This is a genomic window from Desulfobaculum xiamenense, assembly GCF_011927665.1.
GTDB lineage: Bacteria > Desulfobacterota > Desulfovibrionia > Desulfovibrionales > Desulfovibrionaceae > Desulfobaculum > Desulfobaculum xiamenense.
The window spans coordinates 375,048-389,925 of sequence record NZ_JAATJA010000001.1; the positions used below are offsets into that span (position 1 = coordinate 375,048).

The following is a 14,878-nucleotide window of genomic DNA, read 5'->3' on the forward strand; positions in this document are numbered from 1 at the left end:
GTGTATCAGACGGTGCTTTGGGATATAAGCCTGCTAAAAATTCAGCTATTGCAGCTGCTTGTGTGCGCTGGCGGAGAGGGTGGGATTCGAACCCACGTACGGGCTATTAACCCGTAACTCGATTTCGAGTCGAGCGCGTTACGACCGGGCTTCGCTACCTCTCCGCGCCGTTTGGTGCTTGGAAATGGTGTAGTTCCAAGCAGGGACGAGGGATATCTAGGGAAAAACGTGGGGGGATGCAAGGAAAATTTTCATCCTGCCGCAATTCCCCAGCCTTTGGCTGCTAGACATACAGGTTCGTCTCCGGACTCAGCACAGAGATGCTCGCGATGGCAGTTTCCTTTTCGAGGTCGGCCAGCATCGTCTGGAGGCTTTCCGGCTTCCGGCCCTTTGCCTCGAACGTGTATTCGCACAGGCCATTGCGGCAGTGAGAGTGCGACGACTTGAGCTCCATCCGCAGGTCCTTGTAGGAGCCGAGGCGAGTCTTCAGTTCTTCGAGGCCGATGGTGTCGCGCGGGAGCGTGAAGGTCACGATGAAGTTCCGATTCGACAGGTTGAAGGCTCCGTAGCGCGTCATGAGGATCATCACCAGTCCGATGACGATGGTGCTTACCCAGCCCACGGTGAAGTTCTCCGACCCGACGGCGAGGCCTTCCGCGATGGCCCAGAACAGGTAGGCCATGTCTGCGGTGTTCTTGATGACCGCGCGGAAGCGGATGATCGACAGTGCGCCGATGAGACCGAGGGACAGCGTGATGTTCGAGCCGATGACGGACATGACCGTCGCCACGACCATCGTCACGGAAACGAGTGTGAAGCCGAATTGATGCTCCACGCTAAGCGAGCGCGAGTTGAGCCTGTAGATGTAGCTGATCGCCAGCCCGAGCAGCAGCGAGGCGGCAAGCCGTGCGAGTATTTGCTCGAGGGTGATTCCGCCGGGAACCAGTACGAGATCTTGCAATGAGTCCAGCATGTCGCCTCCTTAAAAAGTGAATGCGCTGTTGAGAGAGAGATTCTGAATGGCATTGCCGTATTTGCTTATCGCACGCCTTTGCAGACGATACTTGCCAATGATCATCGACGCGAAGAAGGGGATGTAGGATGGCGACTTGATTTCGAGGATGCCCACATCCTCCGGCGTGACAGGGATGCGCGGTGTTTCGCGCAGTTCGTTGTCCACCCGTGCGCAGCGGATCGCTGTGTCCAGCGTGATGCGGACCTGCGAGTCCGTTTTTGATGCCATGGCGATGCGGTCGTAGTCGATGCGGACGATGGGCTTCAGGCCCGAGTGCCGCGCGAGCGCGTGCACGTTTTCCAGCAACCAGTCCTTGGTGCCGCCTTGCACGGCATCAAGGACGTCCTCGATGCCGTCGACGCGTGTCTTGCGCTTGCGGATTCGGTCCGCGACCTTGTGCTTGAACTCCAGAAAGCAGGCGTCGGAGCCACAGTCCGGATAGAACCGCACGCGTACCTTCGTCCGGTGCGGCAGGCCGGACAACTTCTGATGGTAGGCCCGCATGCCCATGTCATCAAAATAGACGGACGCGACGCGATAGGCGTGGTCCTCGCGGGTGGCGTGCTCGTCGTGGATGCAGAATTTCTCCAGATCGGCGATGATGGCGGGGATCATCCATGCCGGGACGTAGTATTTGTATTCAATTCTGTCGATCATGGCGTGCTCCGCGTGCGCCATGCGCCATCCGCATGCATGGTTTCGAGGTCCGGAATGTCCGAACGGCTGGCCGCACTGGTGATGTTGACGCGGTCGGTGAGTGTGGCAAAGCGGTAGCCGTACTCGCCGAGCGTCCCCTCGGCGCTGGCCAGAATGAACTTCTTCTTGCTGAGCTTGCGCTTCGGTTCGCGGATGATTTCCGTTGTGGAGCGGCCGGTGCGGCGGAAGTCCGTCTCCACGAGGTAGGCATGGGACGGCTTGGCGTTGTCGCTCTTGAAGTCCTGCACGCCGATGTCCATCCGGTTGCCGGCAAGCGTGCAGTCCTCTAGCACGAGCGTGCCGCCGCCGAAGATGGCCTTTTTCTGGTAGGCCGTCGCACCCGTCTTGCAGTCCGCGATCGTTGTGCCCGTCGCCGTCAGTCGGGTTCGGTCCTTTGCGGCCATGCCTTGCGAGCAGTTGCGGATGACGCAGTTCTCCACGGTGAGCGTCGATGCCTCGCCGCCGCTTATGCCCTTGTCGCCGTGCCCTTCGATGAGCGTGTCCGCTATGCGCACGTGGGAACCGGAAATGTCCGCGCCATCGTTGGCGTTGTCCCTGAACGTGCAGCCGGAGATGACCGATCCTGCTCGCACGAGGTCGAGATCCACGGCATCCGCACCGTTGTTGGCGAAGGTGCACGATTCCACGACGGCGTGTCCGAATTTCACGTTGAGGGAGTCGTCGCCGCCGCCCTTGCTGGCGTCCTCGAAGGTGCAGTGGCGGAAGGTGGCGTCTGCGTAGTGGGCGGCCACCATCGCCGAAAAGTAGGTTCCGTTGACGTAGGCCTCTGTTCCGCCGGAAATGTGGCAGTGTTCGAACGCTCCTCCGGACGCTTTCCGCAGCATGGCCAGCGTGCCCCATGGGCGCGTGGGGTCGAGCCTGCGGATGACGATGGGGCGCTGCGCCGTACCCTTCGCCGTGATGGGACCATAGGCGACCAGAGATGCGCCTTCGTCCATCTCCAGCGTCGCGCCGGGTGCGATGACCAGCTCGATGCCCGTGGGGACGACGATCACGCCGCCGAGACGATGGATGCCAGCGTCCAGAGTCACCGTGCGCTCGTCAATCATGGTGAAGGTGGGATGCCGCGCCACGAACGCGTTCACATTGAGCGTGATGTCCGCGAAGTGCTTCAGCGGCGTTCTGTAGACGTGGGCTGTGTCGCCTTTGCGGGAACTGCTGGTTTCGGCTTCTGGTGAGTCCTGCGCAACTGCTATGGCCGGAGTCGTTAGCGTTGGGCAGGGGACGGCGTTTCCGTTGACGGCGTTGACCATGGCGACGCTCACGTCGCGGGGCGAGAGTGGCGTGTCGCTGGTGATGATGAACGACGCCGCGCGCGGCGGCAGAATGCCGTAACGCTCCAGCAGCGTGTTCAGTCTGCGTAGGCGGGTCGGGTCGTTTCTGACTTCATCCGTCAGCATCCAGAGGAAGGGCATGGGCTTCGGATGATAGGGGAAACCCTTCCGCGTGTAGCAGGTGTTGAAAAGGTCCTTGTCCTGCGGGTCGGTGATGGTTCGCAGGATGTGCTCGTATTGGTATTTCCAGAGGATGATCATGCCGAGCTGGCGGTGCAGATCCGGCAGGAGGAGGGCATTGGGGCGGGCGATGCCGTCGACCATGGGCCGCGCGCTTGCCTCATCTGCTGTGGGGAGCGTTCGCGAGGCAGGGGCGACGGTGCAACGGCTGCCCGAGGGAGTGCGGATTTCGCTGATGATGGACGGACTCATGCCATCCGCGTCCGAGAGGATGAACGCGTCCTGATAGTAGACGTTGATCTGGCCCTGCGTGGGTAGCGTGAGCGGGGCGCGTGGCGTCACCGTCAGCAGATGGCGAAGGCGGCCCTGTTCGTCCCTGCCGATGTGACGGAGCGTGTATCCGTGGGGTTGGGTGGTCTCAAGCGCATGGCGAATCGTCTGTGTCCGTTTGCTGAAGAGGGCTTTCTGGTTGCCGTAGGTGCGGGTGAGGAGTTTGGGCTCCATGAATTCCATACCGCGGTAGCCGTAGGTGACGGACTTGTCGTGCGCCGGGGCCGTGGCGGCGTGCAGGGTGTCCAGCTCGGCCAGCGCGGAGTTCAGGAAGGCCTCGGACGAAACGAGATTCCACAGCTTGCGCGTCTTGGCGAGGTAGCCTTCCGGGCGCAGGGTGACGAAGTCGATGAACGGGTTGTGGCGGAGGAACATCTCCGGAACCTTGATGTTCTGGATGCGTACGTCGTAGGGCAGCAGTTCGAAGCGTCCGCAGGCCGTGTTCCAGTAGAGTACATCGTTGTGCATCCAGTCGATATGCGAGCTTGAAAGCAGAGTCGAGAGCACGTCGATATCGACGAGGTTGTCGGTGTCGACGAGTAGCGAGAATGCTTCGAAGTCGTGATTGGTGACGGTCTGGCTCATCGCGTCGATGAGTTGACCCGTGTCGTAGCGGTTGCGGAAGTCTTTCGACGCCTTGATGTCGAACGAGGCGATGGTGTCGATGGGGTAGGGCTCAGCGACGTACGTCAGGTCATCGGATAAAAGCACGGTGAGGTCGGTCACGCTGCCGTCCGGGCGACAGGCCACTTCGAGGCTCTTTCGGGAGCGGTCTATGCGCCACATGAGGCCCACGGGCTTGTGGTTCATCCTCAGGTAGACGAAGGAGTTGAGCATTGGCGCGAGGCCGATTTCGCCTGCCACCCGCTGTGCCCACGCCTCGCCGATGAAGGAGCGGCACAGGGGACGGATCAGGTCGATGCGCGAATTCTTGCTGAAGTTCACCCGCCATGACCGGGTGCGTGCGATGTGGTGCCCAATGCCGAATCCGCGCGTTTTGATGCGCACGTCCACCGGTGGTCCGCCGTCGATGACGAGTTGCGCGGGCTGCATGTTGGCGTAGCCGGGCTGCATTTTCGTCACGGCGTCTTGATGGCGCTGGGCGATGCGGCTTTCGTCCCACAGGGCGTTTTCATCGACGATGATGTCGTACACGGGCAGGCCGAGGGTTTCGATCTCGGTGTTCATGGCCGTGATGAATTCAGGCGACAAAAACTCCTCGAACGGGATGGGGTGGCAGGCCAGGCCGCTCGGCGAGCGCGTGAGTCCGAAGTGCTGGAGCAGTGGGTCGATGGTTTCGTCGGAGACGCCATACAGGCGCATGTTGTCGTAGAGGTTGGCGAAGCGGGATTGGCGGTGGGCCGCCGCTGTGGTTGGAATGGAAATGGTGACGGATTCACCGGGGGCGGTGAAGAGCAGTCCGCCGCGTGTCCAGCCATGCTGGGTGATGGATATGGGGAGCTTGGTCCATGCCGCAAGCTCGTCGTCAGGCGTCCGGATTTCGACGTACGGGCCGTTGATGCCAAGCAGCGATTTGGTGTCGAAGACGAGCAGATACTGCGCGCCGGGGGTGGTTTCGACACGTTGGTCGAGGCGGGCGACGGTGATGTTCGAGTTGAAGCAGCGTGCGCCGTCCGTTGGCTGGAAGAAGAACGTGTCTAGCGCGGTGGCGTTCGCGGGGCTGTGGTCCGCGATGTCGAAGAGGGGGGCTGTAATGGAGCGCTGTGTGAGCGCCTTCCATTGCGGCCCCATGTATGGACGCAATCCCGAGAAGTAGGCCCGAAGCGGCTCCTCGCCCTTTTCCGACCATATCTCAATGGAAACCGAAGCGGATTTGATCTGTGGCGGCGAGAATCCCGGCGGGTGGTTTTTGGCGATGAAGCGGGCAATCTCGGTCTGAATGCCGTCGATGGACAGCGTGTTGGCCTGCCTCGGTGCGCCCTGAACGTGGTGGGTGATGCAGAGCACGCCGTGGTTGACGACGTTTTCTGCTGCCCAGAAGTCGTTGGTGCCATAGAGGAGATAGGATAGGATGATTTCCTTGTCGTCCTTCGTCTTCACCTTGAAGCGGACGACGAGCTTGGCGAGATTCCCCTTCATTTCCTCAATGAAGTAGTCGAAGGCGATGGGACTATCGAAATGCTTTGGCTTGAGGGCGAAAGTGATGGGGCGCATCTTTGTGGCACAGGGATCACCGGGGAAGGATTTCGCAAATGCGGGCCTCAACCCTTCGCGAAGCGTCCAGCCGTCGAATCCGTGCTCGAAGGAGCCGTTTTGCAGCAGGTTGGCCGGAAGCAGGTCCTTTTGCTCGCAGCCCTGGGCAAGGAGGGCGCAGAAGGCGATGATCGCGAGCGCCATGGTCGTGCGAAATCTCTTCATTGTCATGTCGCGTGAAGTCCCGATGGTCTTGTTGCTGGTTGCCGCATGCTGATGTCAATGGGATGGTCGGCTCATGTTGAACGATACGCCGAAAGTGCAGCGAAAACATCCCGTTGATGCTATCGCAATTCGAGTATTGGCATGAGTAATACAACAAAAAGAACAGGAGTGTCCACGCATTGCGACATGTTTGCCACAAAAACGTCGCAAGGTGTGGTGCCAAGGCGGGCAGCGTGGGGGCGTTTGCCTGCGGATGGTCGGGCTATTTGAGCATTTTCCCGCAGAATTCGCGGCGGAATTGGTTCATGGTCATGGGGGGCTTGCGCTTGGCTCCGTCCTCGCATCCGCGCTTGCAGATGGCTGTGGAGAGGGCTGCGGAAAAGCCGCTGATGCCGTCCTCGCCAATGAGGCGGGGACCGAGTGCCTGCACGAGGTAGTCGCATCCGGACTGGTCCATCTGCTTCCCGCCGTTGTAGCAGGTCATATAGATTTCGTAGATGTCGGAGCAGGTCGCTTCCTGTGCGGCGGTTTGTGTGGCGCAGGGAAGGACAGTCAACAGGGCGACAAGGATTGCGTATAGGGCACGCGGTGTGCGCATGGCGGTTCCTCGCTTGTGGCGGTGACGGAGCGGCTGATGCCGGAGAGCCATCATGGCACACTTGGCGGGGAATGGGTAGGAAAGCGCGGGGGGATGTGCAGGTGATGAAGGGGGCGGGCCGTGGCTCGCCCCGTGTCGTTTCCGTGGCTGTGTCGGGCTATTTCTTGCCGCGTCTGGCGCGGAAGAAGTCGCGCAGGATGTTGCCGCACTCCTCGGCCAGAATGCCGTCGAGCACGGGGAAGTGGTGGTTGACGAAATCGAGGTGCGCTCCGTCCATACAGGACATGACCGCGCCGGACTTCGGGTCCGCAGCGCCGAAGACGAGGCCTGCGATGCGGGCGTGGATGAACGCGCCGAGGCACATGAGGCACGGTTCGAGCGTGACGACCACGGTGCAGCCGTTTAGCCGATAGTTGCCGATTTTTTCGGCGGCGATGCGCAGCGCCTGCATTTCCGCGTGGGCGCTGGGATCGTTGCGGGTGATGGGGGCGTTGGACGCCTCGGCAAGAATGTCGCCATCCGGGCCGATGATGAGTGCGCCAACGGGAACTTCGCCCGAGTCGGCGGCGTGGTGAGCCAGCACGAGGGCGCGTTCCATGAGCTGTTCCCAGCTTTCCCAACCTTGGGGGACGTCCGGGAACGTGCTTGAGGTCTTCATGATGTCTGCTCTGTGTCCGATCGCCGGAGGCACCCCTGTCCGAGTCGTCCGCCGGGACGTATTCGCGTAGTGGATCGGGGTGCCTCCGGAAAAACCTATCGGCTCTTGATGTACTTGACGGCGTTCTCGATGAGCACCGTTCCCAGCGTGGGCCGCGCGCCGCGGGTCCATGCGGGATGGTTGGTGGGATGGTTGAACGCTTCGGGGTGCGGCATGAGGCCGAGGATGCGACCGGTCGGGTCGGTCAGTCCGGCGATGCCGAAGGGCGAACCGTTGGGATTGAAGGGGTACTCCTGCGTCGGCTCACCGGTGGCGGGGTGCGCGTATTGCAGGGCCACGAGTTCGTCGTCCATGAGGGCGGTCAGCGTGGCTTCGTCCTTCGCGGTGAGCTTGCCCTCGCCGTGGCGAATGGGCATTTCGAGGATGTCCAGCCCCTTGGTGAAGACACAGGGGCTTTTGGGATTGGCCTTGAGGTGGACCCAGCGGTCCTCGAACTTGGCGGAGTCGTTGTGCGACAGGGAAACCTGTCGCTCGAAGTACTTGCCGCCCACGGCGGGCAGCAGGCCGAGCTTCACCAGAAGCTGGAAGCCGTTGCAGATGCCGAGGATGAGACCCCCGGCATTGAAGAACGACCGGAGCTGATCGACAAGGGGCGTGCCCTCGCGGGTTTCGGCGAACTTCCACCGTAGCGCAGCGGCCTGCGCCGCGCCGAGGTCGTCGCCGTCCAGAAATCCTCCGGGGAAGATCAGGAAGTTGTAGTCCTCAACGCGGCAGCGCCCGGCGATGAGATCCGAAAAGTAGACGATAGTGGCGCTGTCGGCACCGGCCAACTCGGCCGCATAGGCCGATTCCTTCTCGCAATTCGTACCGTTGCCGGTGATGACGAGGGTTCTGACCTCCGCCATAAATTCCTCCCATTGTCTTGACACCCAGGGGGGTGTCGACTAGCGTGTCCAAGGTCTGTGGGACCATAATGACACTCACATGTGCCGTCAACCGCTCAAATGGCCTGACTATGGGACCCAACCTATCGAAAAAATATGCAGTATTAGCCAACTACGGCAGTAGTGCCTCGTTTCGACCCGCCGGATCTCACCAGTTTCGGCGGGTCGACATTTGATGTATGCTCCGCGAGACGGGTCCGGGGAAAAACGGCCCCGGCCCGCATCTTTTCGATAATTCAATCAAGACTAAAAGAGGACAGGTCCGGCGAATGAAAACGAAGTTCATCTTTGTCACTGGTGGCGTGTTGTCTTCCCTCGGGAAGGGGCTTTCCGCCGCCTCCATCGGCGCATTGCTCAAGGCCAGGGGCCTCACCTGCACCATTCAGAAGCTTGACCCCTATATCAACGTTGACCCCGGCACCATGAATCCGTTCCAGCACGGCGAGGTGTACGTGACCAACGACGGAGCCGAGACGGACCTGGATATGGGGCACTACGAGCGTTTTCTCGATGTGCCCATGAGTCAGCGCAACAACTACACCTCTGGCAGCATCTACTACAGCGTCATCACCAAGGAGCGCCGCGGCGACTACCTCGGCGGCACTGTGCAGGTGATTCCGCACATCACCGACGAAATCAAGAGCGCCGTGCTGAGCCTCGCCAGCGATGATCTGGACGTGGCCCTCATTGAGATCGGCGGCACCGTCGGCGACATTGAAGGCCAGCCCTTCCTCGAAGCCATTCGCCAGCTGCGCATCGACCTCGGCAAGGAAAACTGCCTCTACATCCACCTGACGCTGGTGCCCTACCTGCAGGCCGCTGGCGAGGTGAAGACCAAGCCGACCCAGCACTCCGTGAAGGAGCTGCGCTCCATCGGCATCCAGCCCGACATCATGATCTGCCGCAGCGAAGTGCCGCTGGACGAGCACATCAAGGGCAAGATTGCGCTGTTCTGCAACGTCGATCCCGACGCCGTCTTCTGCGCCAAGGATATCGACAATATTTACAAGCTCCCGCTGGCCTTCTACGAGGAGGGTATCGACCAGAAGATCGCCATCATGCTGCGTCTGCCCGCCAAGAACCCGGACCTCACCCCGTGGTATGACCTTGAGCACAACATCGACAATCCCAAGGGTGATGTGACCATCGGCATCGTGGGCAAGTACGTGGACCTCAAGGAAGCCTACAAGAGCCTGCACGAGGCGCTGGTGCACGGCGGTTTCGCCAACCGCGTGACCGTGAACCTCAAGTACATCAATTCCGAGGAAATCACCGCCGACAACGTTGCCGAGCGCCTGACCGGCCTTGATGGCATTCTGGTTCCCGGTGGCTTCGGTTCCCGTGGTGTCGAGGGCAAGATCAAGGCCATCGAGTACGCCCGCGTGAACAAGGTGCCCTTCTTCGGCATCTGCCTCGGCATGCAGTGCTCCGTGATCGAGTTCGCCCGCAACGTCGCTGGCTTTGAGGCCGCCAACTCCGAGGAATTCGATCAGAACACTCCCGATCCGGTCATTTACCTGATGAAGGAGTGGTACGACTTCCAGACCGGCCGCGTGGAGCGCCGCGACGAGTCCAGCAACAAGGGCGGCACCATGCGCCTTGGCGCGTACCCCTGCAAGATCGTGCCGGACACCAATGCCAGCCGCGCCTACGGCGAGGAGAACATCAGCGAGCGTCACCGCCACCGCTATGAGTTCAACAACGCCTACATCGAGCGCCTGCGCGAGAAGGGTCTCGTGTTCTCCGGCACCTCTCCGGATGGCGAGCTGATGGAAATCGTCGAGGTCAAGGACCATCCGTGGTTCCTCGGCTGCCAGTTCCATCCCGAATTCCAGTCCAACCCCATGCGGCCCCATCCCCTGTTCCGGGACTTCATCAAGGCCGCCAAGGAGCAGAGGAAGGGCAAGTAGGGAATGAATTCCACTGAACTCTACGAGCTTTCCTGCACGGGTCCGTTTGTCATAGCGGGCCCGTGCGCCCTCGAAAGTCTCGATATCGCACTGCGTACCGGCGAGCGGGTGGCCGAGGCCGCCCGTGCGCTTGGGCTGACGGCCGTCTTCAAGAGTTCCTTCGACAAGGCCAACCGCACCTCGGTGACCAGCTTCCGTGGCCCCGGCATGGAGGAGGGACTCCGAATGCTGGCCCGCGTCAAGGAGGCCACCGGCCTTCCCGTCATCACCGACATTCACGCCCCCGAGCAGGCCGCCGTTGTGGCCGAAGTGGCGGACGTCATCCAGATTCCCGCCTTCCTCTGCCGGCAGACCGACCTTCTGGTCGCCGCGGGCGAGACCGGGCGGATCATCAGCGTGAAGAAGGGTCAGTTCCTCGCTCCGTGGGACATGCGCCACGCGGTGGAGAAGATTCGCTCCACCGGCAACGGCAAGATATGGCTCACCGAGCGCGGCGCATCCTTCGGATACAACAATCTCGTCGTGGATTTCCGCGCTTTGTCCATCATGGCCGGGTTCGGCTGCCCCGTGGTGTTCGACGCCACGCATTCCGTGCAGTTGCCGGGCGGGCAGGGTGGATGTTCTGGCGGGCAGCGCGAGTTCGTGCCCGTGCTGGCTCGTGCGGCCGTTGCCGCCGGTGCCAACGGCGTGTTCCTCGAAACGCATCCTGATCCGGACAAGGCTCTGTGCGACGGTCCCAACTCCTGGCCCCTCGATCGGCTCGACGCGCTGCTGCGCGATCTCGTCGCCCTGTGGAATGTCGGCCATGAGTGCTAGCGAAGCCGCCATTGCCGCAGCTCGTCAGGTGCGGGTGCTCGTGCTCGACGTGGACGGTGTGCTCACCGATGGCGGGCTGTACTACGACGCGGCGGGAGATGTCTCCAAGCGCTTCAACGTGCAGGATGGGCTGGGCATCAAGCTCGCCCAGGCCGCCGGTCTCGTCGTGGCCGTCATCACCGGACTGAAGTCCAAGGCTGTGGAGAAGCGCGTGCGCGAACTCGGCATCAAGGACTACCACGCTGGACACACGGCCAAGATTCCCCTGCTGCAACAGATTTGCGACGCCCATGGCGTGCAGATGTCGCAGGTCGCCTATCTTGGCGACGACTGGGTTGACGCCGGGCCTTTGCGCAGCGTTGGTCTGCCCATGGCCGTGTGTAACGCCCAGCCCGAGATTCGCGACATGGCCGCGTGGGTGTCCACCGTTCCCGGCGGACATGGTGCCGTACGCGAGTGCATCCGCTTCATCCTCGAAGCGCAGGACAAGCTGGGCATCCTCTGGGAGGAATGGAAAATCCGATGAACCGTTCGCGTCTCGTCCTTGTCATCACGGTTTCGTTGATTGCCATTTTGGGCGCGGCGTATCTCGTGTGGATCGGCAGCGGCGGGCCGGACGGCGACGACGTCATCACCGCACCCCCGGTGGACATGTCCATGCAGGGGGTGGAGTTGACGCGCAGTTCCGGCGACGGTTCGCGCTGGACGCTCAAGGCCGAGGGTGCCGAATATCAGCAGGAGGACGGCGTGGTCAGCGTCCGTTCCCCGCGCATCGAGTGGGAGCGCGCCGACCATGATTCCGTGACGGTCACGTCCGCGAGCGGAACCGTGGATCAGAGCAGCGGCAACGCCCAGCTCTGGCCCGACGTGGTCATCGTCTCCGGTGACACCACAGTGCACGCCGGACGCCTCGAATACAGCGAGCAGAAGCGATCCATCCACCTGCGCGAGGACGTCCGCATCGTGCGCGGAGGGCTTGCTCTCGACGCGCCGGAAGTCGTTTTCGATCTCGATACCAATGTGATTACAGCCACCGGCGGCGTCCGGGCCGAACTGACGGGCCATGCGGAGCCGACCATGGAGGACAAGCCGTGAAGACCTTCCCCCGTATCGCCGCGTTCGCCATCGCCGCCACGCTTATGACCGCACCTCTTGCGGTCGCGCAGTCCACGTCCGTTCCGACGAAGATCACCTCTCAGAAGACCGTCTACGATCAGGACGGCCGGACCGTCGTCTTCCGTGGCGACGTGTTGGTGGTGCGCCCCGACATGAAGATATGGGCGGACGTTATGACCGTGCGCCTCGACGCCTCCGCGAAGCAGGGGCAGCCGGGCACCATCTCCCGTATCGAGGCCACCGGCAATGTGCGCCTTGAGCGCGAGGGCAAGAAGGGCCAGTGCGCCAAGGCCGTGTACGATGCCGCCAAGGGCCTTTTGACCCTCAGCGGAGACCCGCGCCTCGCCGATGGCGACAACAGCATCTCCGGTAAGGTCATCCGCCTGTGGCTCAAGGACAACCGCAGCGAGGTCGAGGGCGGCGACAAGCCCGTGGAAGCCATATTCTTCACCCCCGGTGCCGAGGCGGGAAAGTAGCATGTCCGTCATTTCCGCTTCCGATCTGTGCAAGGTGTACGGCCAGCGAAAGGTCGTGCACGACATCGGCGTCAACGTCGCGCAGGGCGAAGTGGTCGGCCTGCTCGGCCCCAACGGCGCGGGCAAGACCACCACGTTCTACATGCTGGCGGGCATCGTGAAGCCGACAGGCGGCTCAGTCCGGCTGGACGACGAGGAGATCACCATGCTGCCCCTGCACGAGCGGGCGCGGCTGGGCATGAGCTACCTCCCGCAGGAAAGCTCGGTGTTCAAGAAGCTCACCGTGCGGCAGAATCTGGAGATCGTGCTGGAGCAGAGCGGTCTCGACCGCGCAACCCAGCAGGCGAGGGCGGATCAGCTTCTGGACGAACTGGGCATCACCCGACTTTCGGACCAGAAGGCCATGCATCTTTCGGGCGGCGAGCGCCGTCGGCTGGAGATCGCCCGTGCCCTCATCCTCAATCCCAAGTTCATGCTGCTCGACGAGCCCTTCGCGGGCATCGACCCCATCGCCGTGGATGATATTCAGGGCATCGTGAGCGGACTTCGTGAAAAAGGTATCGGAGTACTCATTTCCGATCACAACGTTCGAGAGACGTTGAGAATCTGCGACAGAGCCTATCTCGTCTACGAGGGACGAATCATCCTGAGTGGCACTCCGGATGAAATTTGTGCCGATCCGAAGGCCCGCCGGGTGTATCTGGGAGAGAGCTTCAGTCTCTAACATCCCGAAATCACTATATCAATTTCGATATTCAAAATCCTTGCCATCCTCGGTTGCAAGCTTGTTCCGGATGTGGCATGTTGCAAATGCGGTTGAGAAAACATTCTCATGCCGCATGGATTTCACCTTGAGCGACGGGCATTTTCGTTGGTTCAGACACATGTTTGACCGTGCCCCGTTCGCCGGAATCCCAACCGCCAACATTTCGCAAGAAGACGAACAGCCCCGATGGCACTCGAACTCAGACAACAGCTCAAGCTTTCCCAGCAACTGGTCATGACCCCGCAGTTGCAGCAGGCCATCAAACTGCTGCAGCTTTCCCGGTTTGAACTGGTTGATATGGTCCAGCAGGAACTCCTCGAAAACCCGCTTCTCGAGGAGGCCGTTCCCGAACAGGCTCAGGAGAAGGCCGAGGCCGAGGAAAATGCCCGCGCCGTAGAGGCTGCGCAGACGGCCGAGGTCATGGACGAGGGCGTTCGCGAGAACGACGCCGTTCAGGGCGCGGACTGGGAAAATTACCTCGGCGAGTTTTCGAGCACATCCCGCAATTCCGCCGCCCGCGAGGCCGAAATCCCCGAGGAGGGGATGTCCTTCGAGGCCCGGCTGTCGTCCAAGCCCTCGCTGGAGGGCCACCTTGAGTGGCAGCTCCGGCTGTCGGACATGACGCCCCGCCAGATGGACATCGGCGAGGTCATCATCGGCAACATCGGCTCGCAGGGCTATTTGCAGGCTACCGCCGAGGAAATTGCCGCCGACGCCGGGTGTACTTCCGAAGAGGTCGAGGTGGTGCTGCGTCGCATTCAGAATTTCGATCCAGTCGGCGTTGCCGCGCGTGACCCGCGCGAGTGTCTGCTCGTCCAGATCGAGTCCTACGGCTACGAGGACCCCATCCTCATCGAACTCGTCAGCGAGCACCTCGAAGATCTCGAAACCAAGCGCTATAAGCCGCTTGCCCGCAAGTTCCGCATCTCGATGGAGGAACTTCGCGAGTATCTCGATCTCATCCAATCCCTCGATCCAATGCCCGGTGCCGCCTACGGCAGCAGCGAGCCGCAGTACGTGAGCCCGGACGTCTACGTCTACAAGTACGAGGACGATTTCATCATCGTGCTCAACGAGGACGGTCTTCCTCGCCTCACGCTCAACGATTTCTATCTCGATTCCCTCAAGAGCGGCCGCGGCGCACCGGAAAAGGACTACGTCCACGAGCGGTTGCGCTCCGCACAGTGGCTGATGAAGAGCCTCTATCAGCGTCAGCGCACGCTCTATAAGGTCATGGAGAGCATCGTGCGCTTCCAGCGCGGCTTCTTCGAGAACGGCGTGACCAGTCTTCGGCCGCTCATTCTCAAGGATGTGGCCGACGACATCGAGATGCACGAATCCACCATCAGCCGCATCACCACCAGCAAGTATGTGGCGACGCCGCACGGCCTGTTCGAACTGAAGTTCTTCTTCAACAGCGCCCTTGGGCTGGACGACGGAAGTCAGGTCGGCTCCGAGAGCGTCAAGGCGCAGATCAAGAGCCTGATAGGTGAGGAGGACCCCCACCATCCACTGTCGGACGAGCGCATCGCGGAAATTCTGAAGGAACGGCTTCAGGTCAACATTGCCAGAAGAACCGTTGCCAAGTATCGCGGCGCGCTCGGCATACTCTCCTCTTCGAAACGCAAGGAGATTTTCTAGAGGTGGCGTGACGGAACTCTTTATTTTCGGGCTGAATGCACGTACACTCCAAATTACG

13 protein-coding genes and 1 tRNA gene are annotated in these 14,878 nt (G+C 61.4%); 7 read left to right on the forward strand and 7 right to left on the reverse strand.

All coding sequences use genetic code 11. From position 1 onward, the window contains the following. Nucleotides 1-68 precede the first annotated feature (68 nt). The 7 genes from GGQ74_RS01710 to GGQ74_RS01740 all read right to left on the reverse strand — a co-directional run bounded on the left by GGQ74_RS01710 (nt 69) and on the right by GGQ74_RS01740 (nt 8,056). Nucleotides 69-164 (reverse strand) — tRNA-Ser (locus tag GGQ74_RS01710). A gap of 119 nt (nt 165-283) precedes the next feature. After that, a complete protein-coding gene (locus tag GGQ74_RS01715; protein ID WP_167939817.1) occupies nt 284-973 on the reverse strand; it encodes a DUF4956 domain-containing protein in 690 nt (229 codons plus the stop codon). 9 nt (nt 974-982) lie between these two features. Next, nucleotides 983-1,672: a polyphosphate polymerase domain-containing protein gene (locus GGQ74_RS01720; RefSeq protein WP_167939818.1), complete on the reverse strand. Its 690-nt coding sequence runs from the start codon at nt 1,670-1,672 to the stop codon at nt 983-985. Further along, nucleotides 1,669-5,895: a right-handed parallel beta-helix repeat-containing protein gene (locus tag GGQ74_RS01725; protein WP_167939819.1), complete on the reverse strand. Its 4,227-nt coding sequence runs from the start codon at nt 5,893-5,895 to the stop codon at nt 1,669-1,671. Before GGQ74_RS01725 ends, GGQ74_RS01720 begins: the two co-directional genes overlap by 4 nt. Before the next feature lie 262 nt (nt 5,896-6,157). Further along, nucleotides 6,158-6,493, reverse strand: a complete 336-nt coding sequence (locus tag GGQ74_RS01730; protein ID WP_167939820.1) for a hypothetical protein — start codon at nt 6,491-6,493, stop codon at nt 6,158-6,160. A gap of 157 nt (nt 6,494-6,650) precedes the next feature. Continuing rightward, nucleotides 6,651-7,151, reverse strand: coding sequence for a tRNA adenosine(34) deaminase TadA (gene tadA / locus GGQ74_RS01735; RefSeq protein ID WP_167939821.1), 501 nt, complete (start codon nt 7,149-7,151; stop codon nt 6,651-6,653). A gap of 95 nt (nt 7,152-7,246) precedes the next feature. Continuing rightward, nucleotides 7,247-8,056: a phosphoribosylformylglycinamidine synthase subunit PurQ gene (locus tag GGQ74_RS01740; protein WP_167939822.1), complete on the reverse strand. Its 810-nt coding sequence runs from the start codon at nt 8,054-8,056 to the stop codon at nt 7,247-7,249. Between the two features lie 308 nt (nt 8,057-8,364). Between GGQ74_RS01740 and GGQ74_RS01745 the strand changes: the two genes are divergently transcribed. The 7 genes from GGQ74_RS01745 to rpoN all read left to right on the forward strand — a co-directional run bounded on the left by GGQ74_RS01745 (nt 8,365) and on the right by rpoN (nt 14,820). After that, on the forward strand, nt 8,365-10,005 hold the full coding sequence (locus GGQ74_RS01745; RefSeq protein ID WP_167939823.1) for a CTP synthase: 1,641 nt from the start codon (nt 8,365-8,367) through the stop codon (nt 10,003-10,005). Between the two features lie 3 nt (nt 10,006-10,008). Continuing rightward, complete coding sequence (gene kdsA, locus GGQ74_RS01750) at nt 10,009-10,821, forward strand: 3-deoxy-8-phosphooctulonate synthase (protein WP_167939824.1); 813 nt, start codon at nt 10,009-10,011, stop codon at nt 10,819-10,821. Next, nucleotides 10,811-11,347: a KdsC family phosphatase gene (locus GGQ74_RS01755; protein WP_167939825.1), complete on the forward strand. Its 537-nt coding sequence runs from the start codon at nt 10,811-10,813 to the stop codon at nt 11,345-11,347. Before kdsA ends, GGQ74_RS01755 begins: the two co-directional genes overlap by 11 nt. Then, nucleotides 11,344-11,916 (forward strand): LPS export ABC transporter periplasmic protein LptC, encoded by a 573-nt coding sequence (gene lptC, locus GGQ74_RS01760; protein WP_167939826.1) that lies wholly within the window; start codon nt 11,344-11,346, stop codon nt 11,914-11,916. The genes GGQ74_RS01755 and lptC overlap by 4 nt, the downstream gene beginning before the upstream one ends. Beyond that, nucleotides 11,913-12,413: an LptA/OstA family protein gene (locus tag GGQ74_RS01765; protein WP_342448568.1), complete on the forward strand. Its 501-nt coding sequence runs from the start codon at nt 11,913-11,915 to the stop codon at nt 12,411-12,413. Before lptC ends, GGQ74_RS01765 begins: the two co-directional genes overlap by 4 nt. 1 nt (nt 12,414) lies before the next feature. Then, complete coding sequence (gene lptB / locus GGQ74_RS01770; protein ID WP_167939827.1) at nt 12,415-13,137, forward strand: LPS export ABC transporter ATP-binding protein; 723 nt, start codon at nt 12,415-12,417, stop codon at nt 13,135-13,137. Nucleotides 13,138-13,365: 228 nt separating this feature from the next. Beyond that, nucleotides 13,366-14,820, forward strand: coding sequence for an RNA polymerase factor sigma-54 (gene rpoN, locus GGQ74_RS01775; RefSeq protein WP_167939828.1), 1,455 nt, complete (start codon nt 13,366-13,368; stop codon nt 14,818-14,820). Nucleotides 14,821-14,878: the final 58 nt, after the last annotated feature.

Excerpts from the sequence above, each read along its gene's own strand:
- GGQ74_RS01715 (WP_167939817.1), bottom strand. The coding sequence starts at position 973 with ATGCTGGACTCATTGCAAGATCTCGTACTGGTTCCCGGCGGAATCACC.
- GGQ74_RS01720 (WP_167939818.1), bottom strand. The coding sequence starts at position 1,672 with ATGATCGACAGAATTGAATACAAATACTACGTCCCGGCATGGATGATC.
- GGQ74_RS01725 (WP_167939819.1), bottom strand. The coding sequence starts at position 5,895 with ATGAAGAGATTTCGCACGACCATGGCGCTCGCGATCATCGCCTTCTGC.
- GGQ74_RS01730 (WP_167939820.1), bottom strand. The coding sequence starts at position 6,493 with ATGCGCACACCGCGTGCCCTATACGCAATCCTTGTCGCCCTGTTGACT.
- tadA (WP_167939821.1), bottom strand. The coding sequence starts at position 7,151 with ATGAAGACCTCAAGCACGTTCCCGGACGTCCCCCAAGGTTGGGAAAGC.
- GGQ74_RS01740 (WP_167939822.1), bottom strand. The coding sequence starts at position 8,056 with ATGGCGGAGGTCAGAACCCTCGTCATCACCGGCAACGGTACGAATTGC.
- GGQ74_RS01745 (WP_167939823.1), top strand. The coding sequence starts at position 8,365 with ATGAAAACGAAGTTCATCTTTGTCACTGGTGGCGTGTTGTCTTCCCTC.
- kdsA (WP_167939824.1), top strand. The coding sequence starts at position 10,009 with ATGAATTCCACTGAACTCTACGAGCTTTCCTGCACGGGTCCGTTTGTC.
- GGQ74_RS01755 (WP_167939825.1), top strand. The coding sequence starts at position 10,811 with ATGAGTGCTAGCGAAGCCGCCATTGCCGCAGCTCGTCAGGTGCGGGTG.
- lptC (WP_167939826.1), top strand. The coding sequence starts at position 11,344 with ATGAACCGTTCGCGTCTCGTCCTTGTCATCACGGTTTCGTTGATTGCC.
- lptB (WP_167939827.1), top strand. The coding sequence starts at position 12,415 with ATGTCCGTCATTTCCGCTTCCGATCTGTGCAAGGTGTACGGCCAGCGA.
- rpoN (WP_167939828.1), top strand. The coding sequence starts at position 13,366 with ATGGCACTCGAACTCAGACAACAGCTCAAGCTTTCCCAGCAACTGGTC.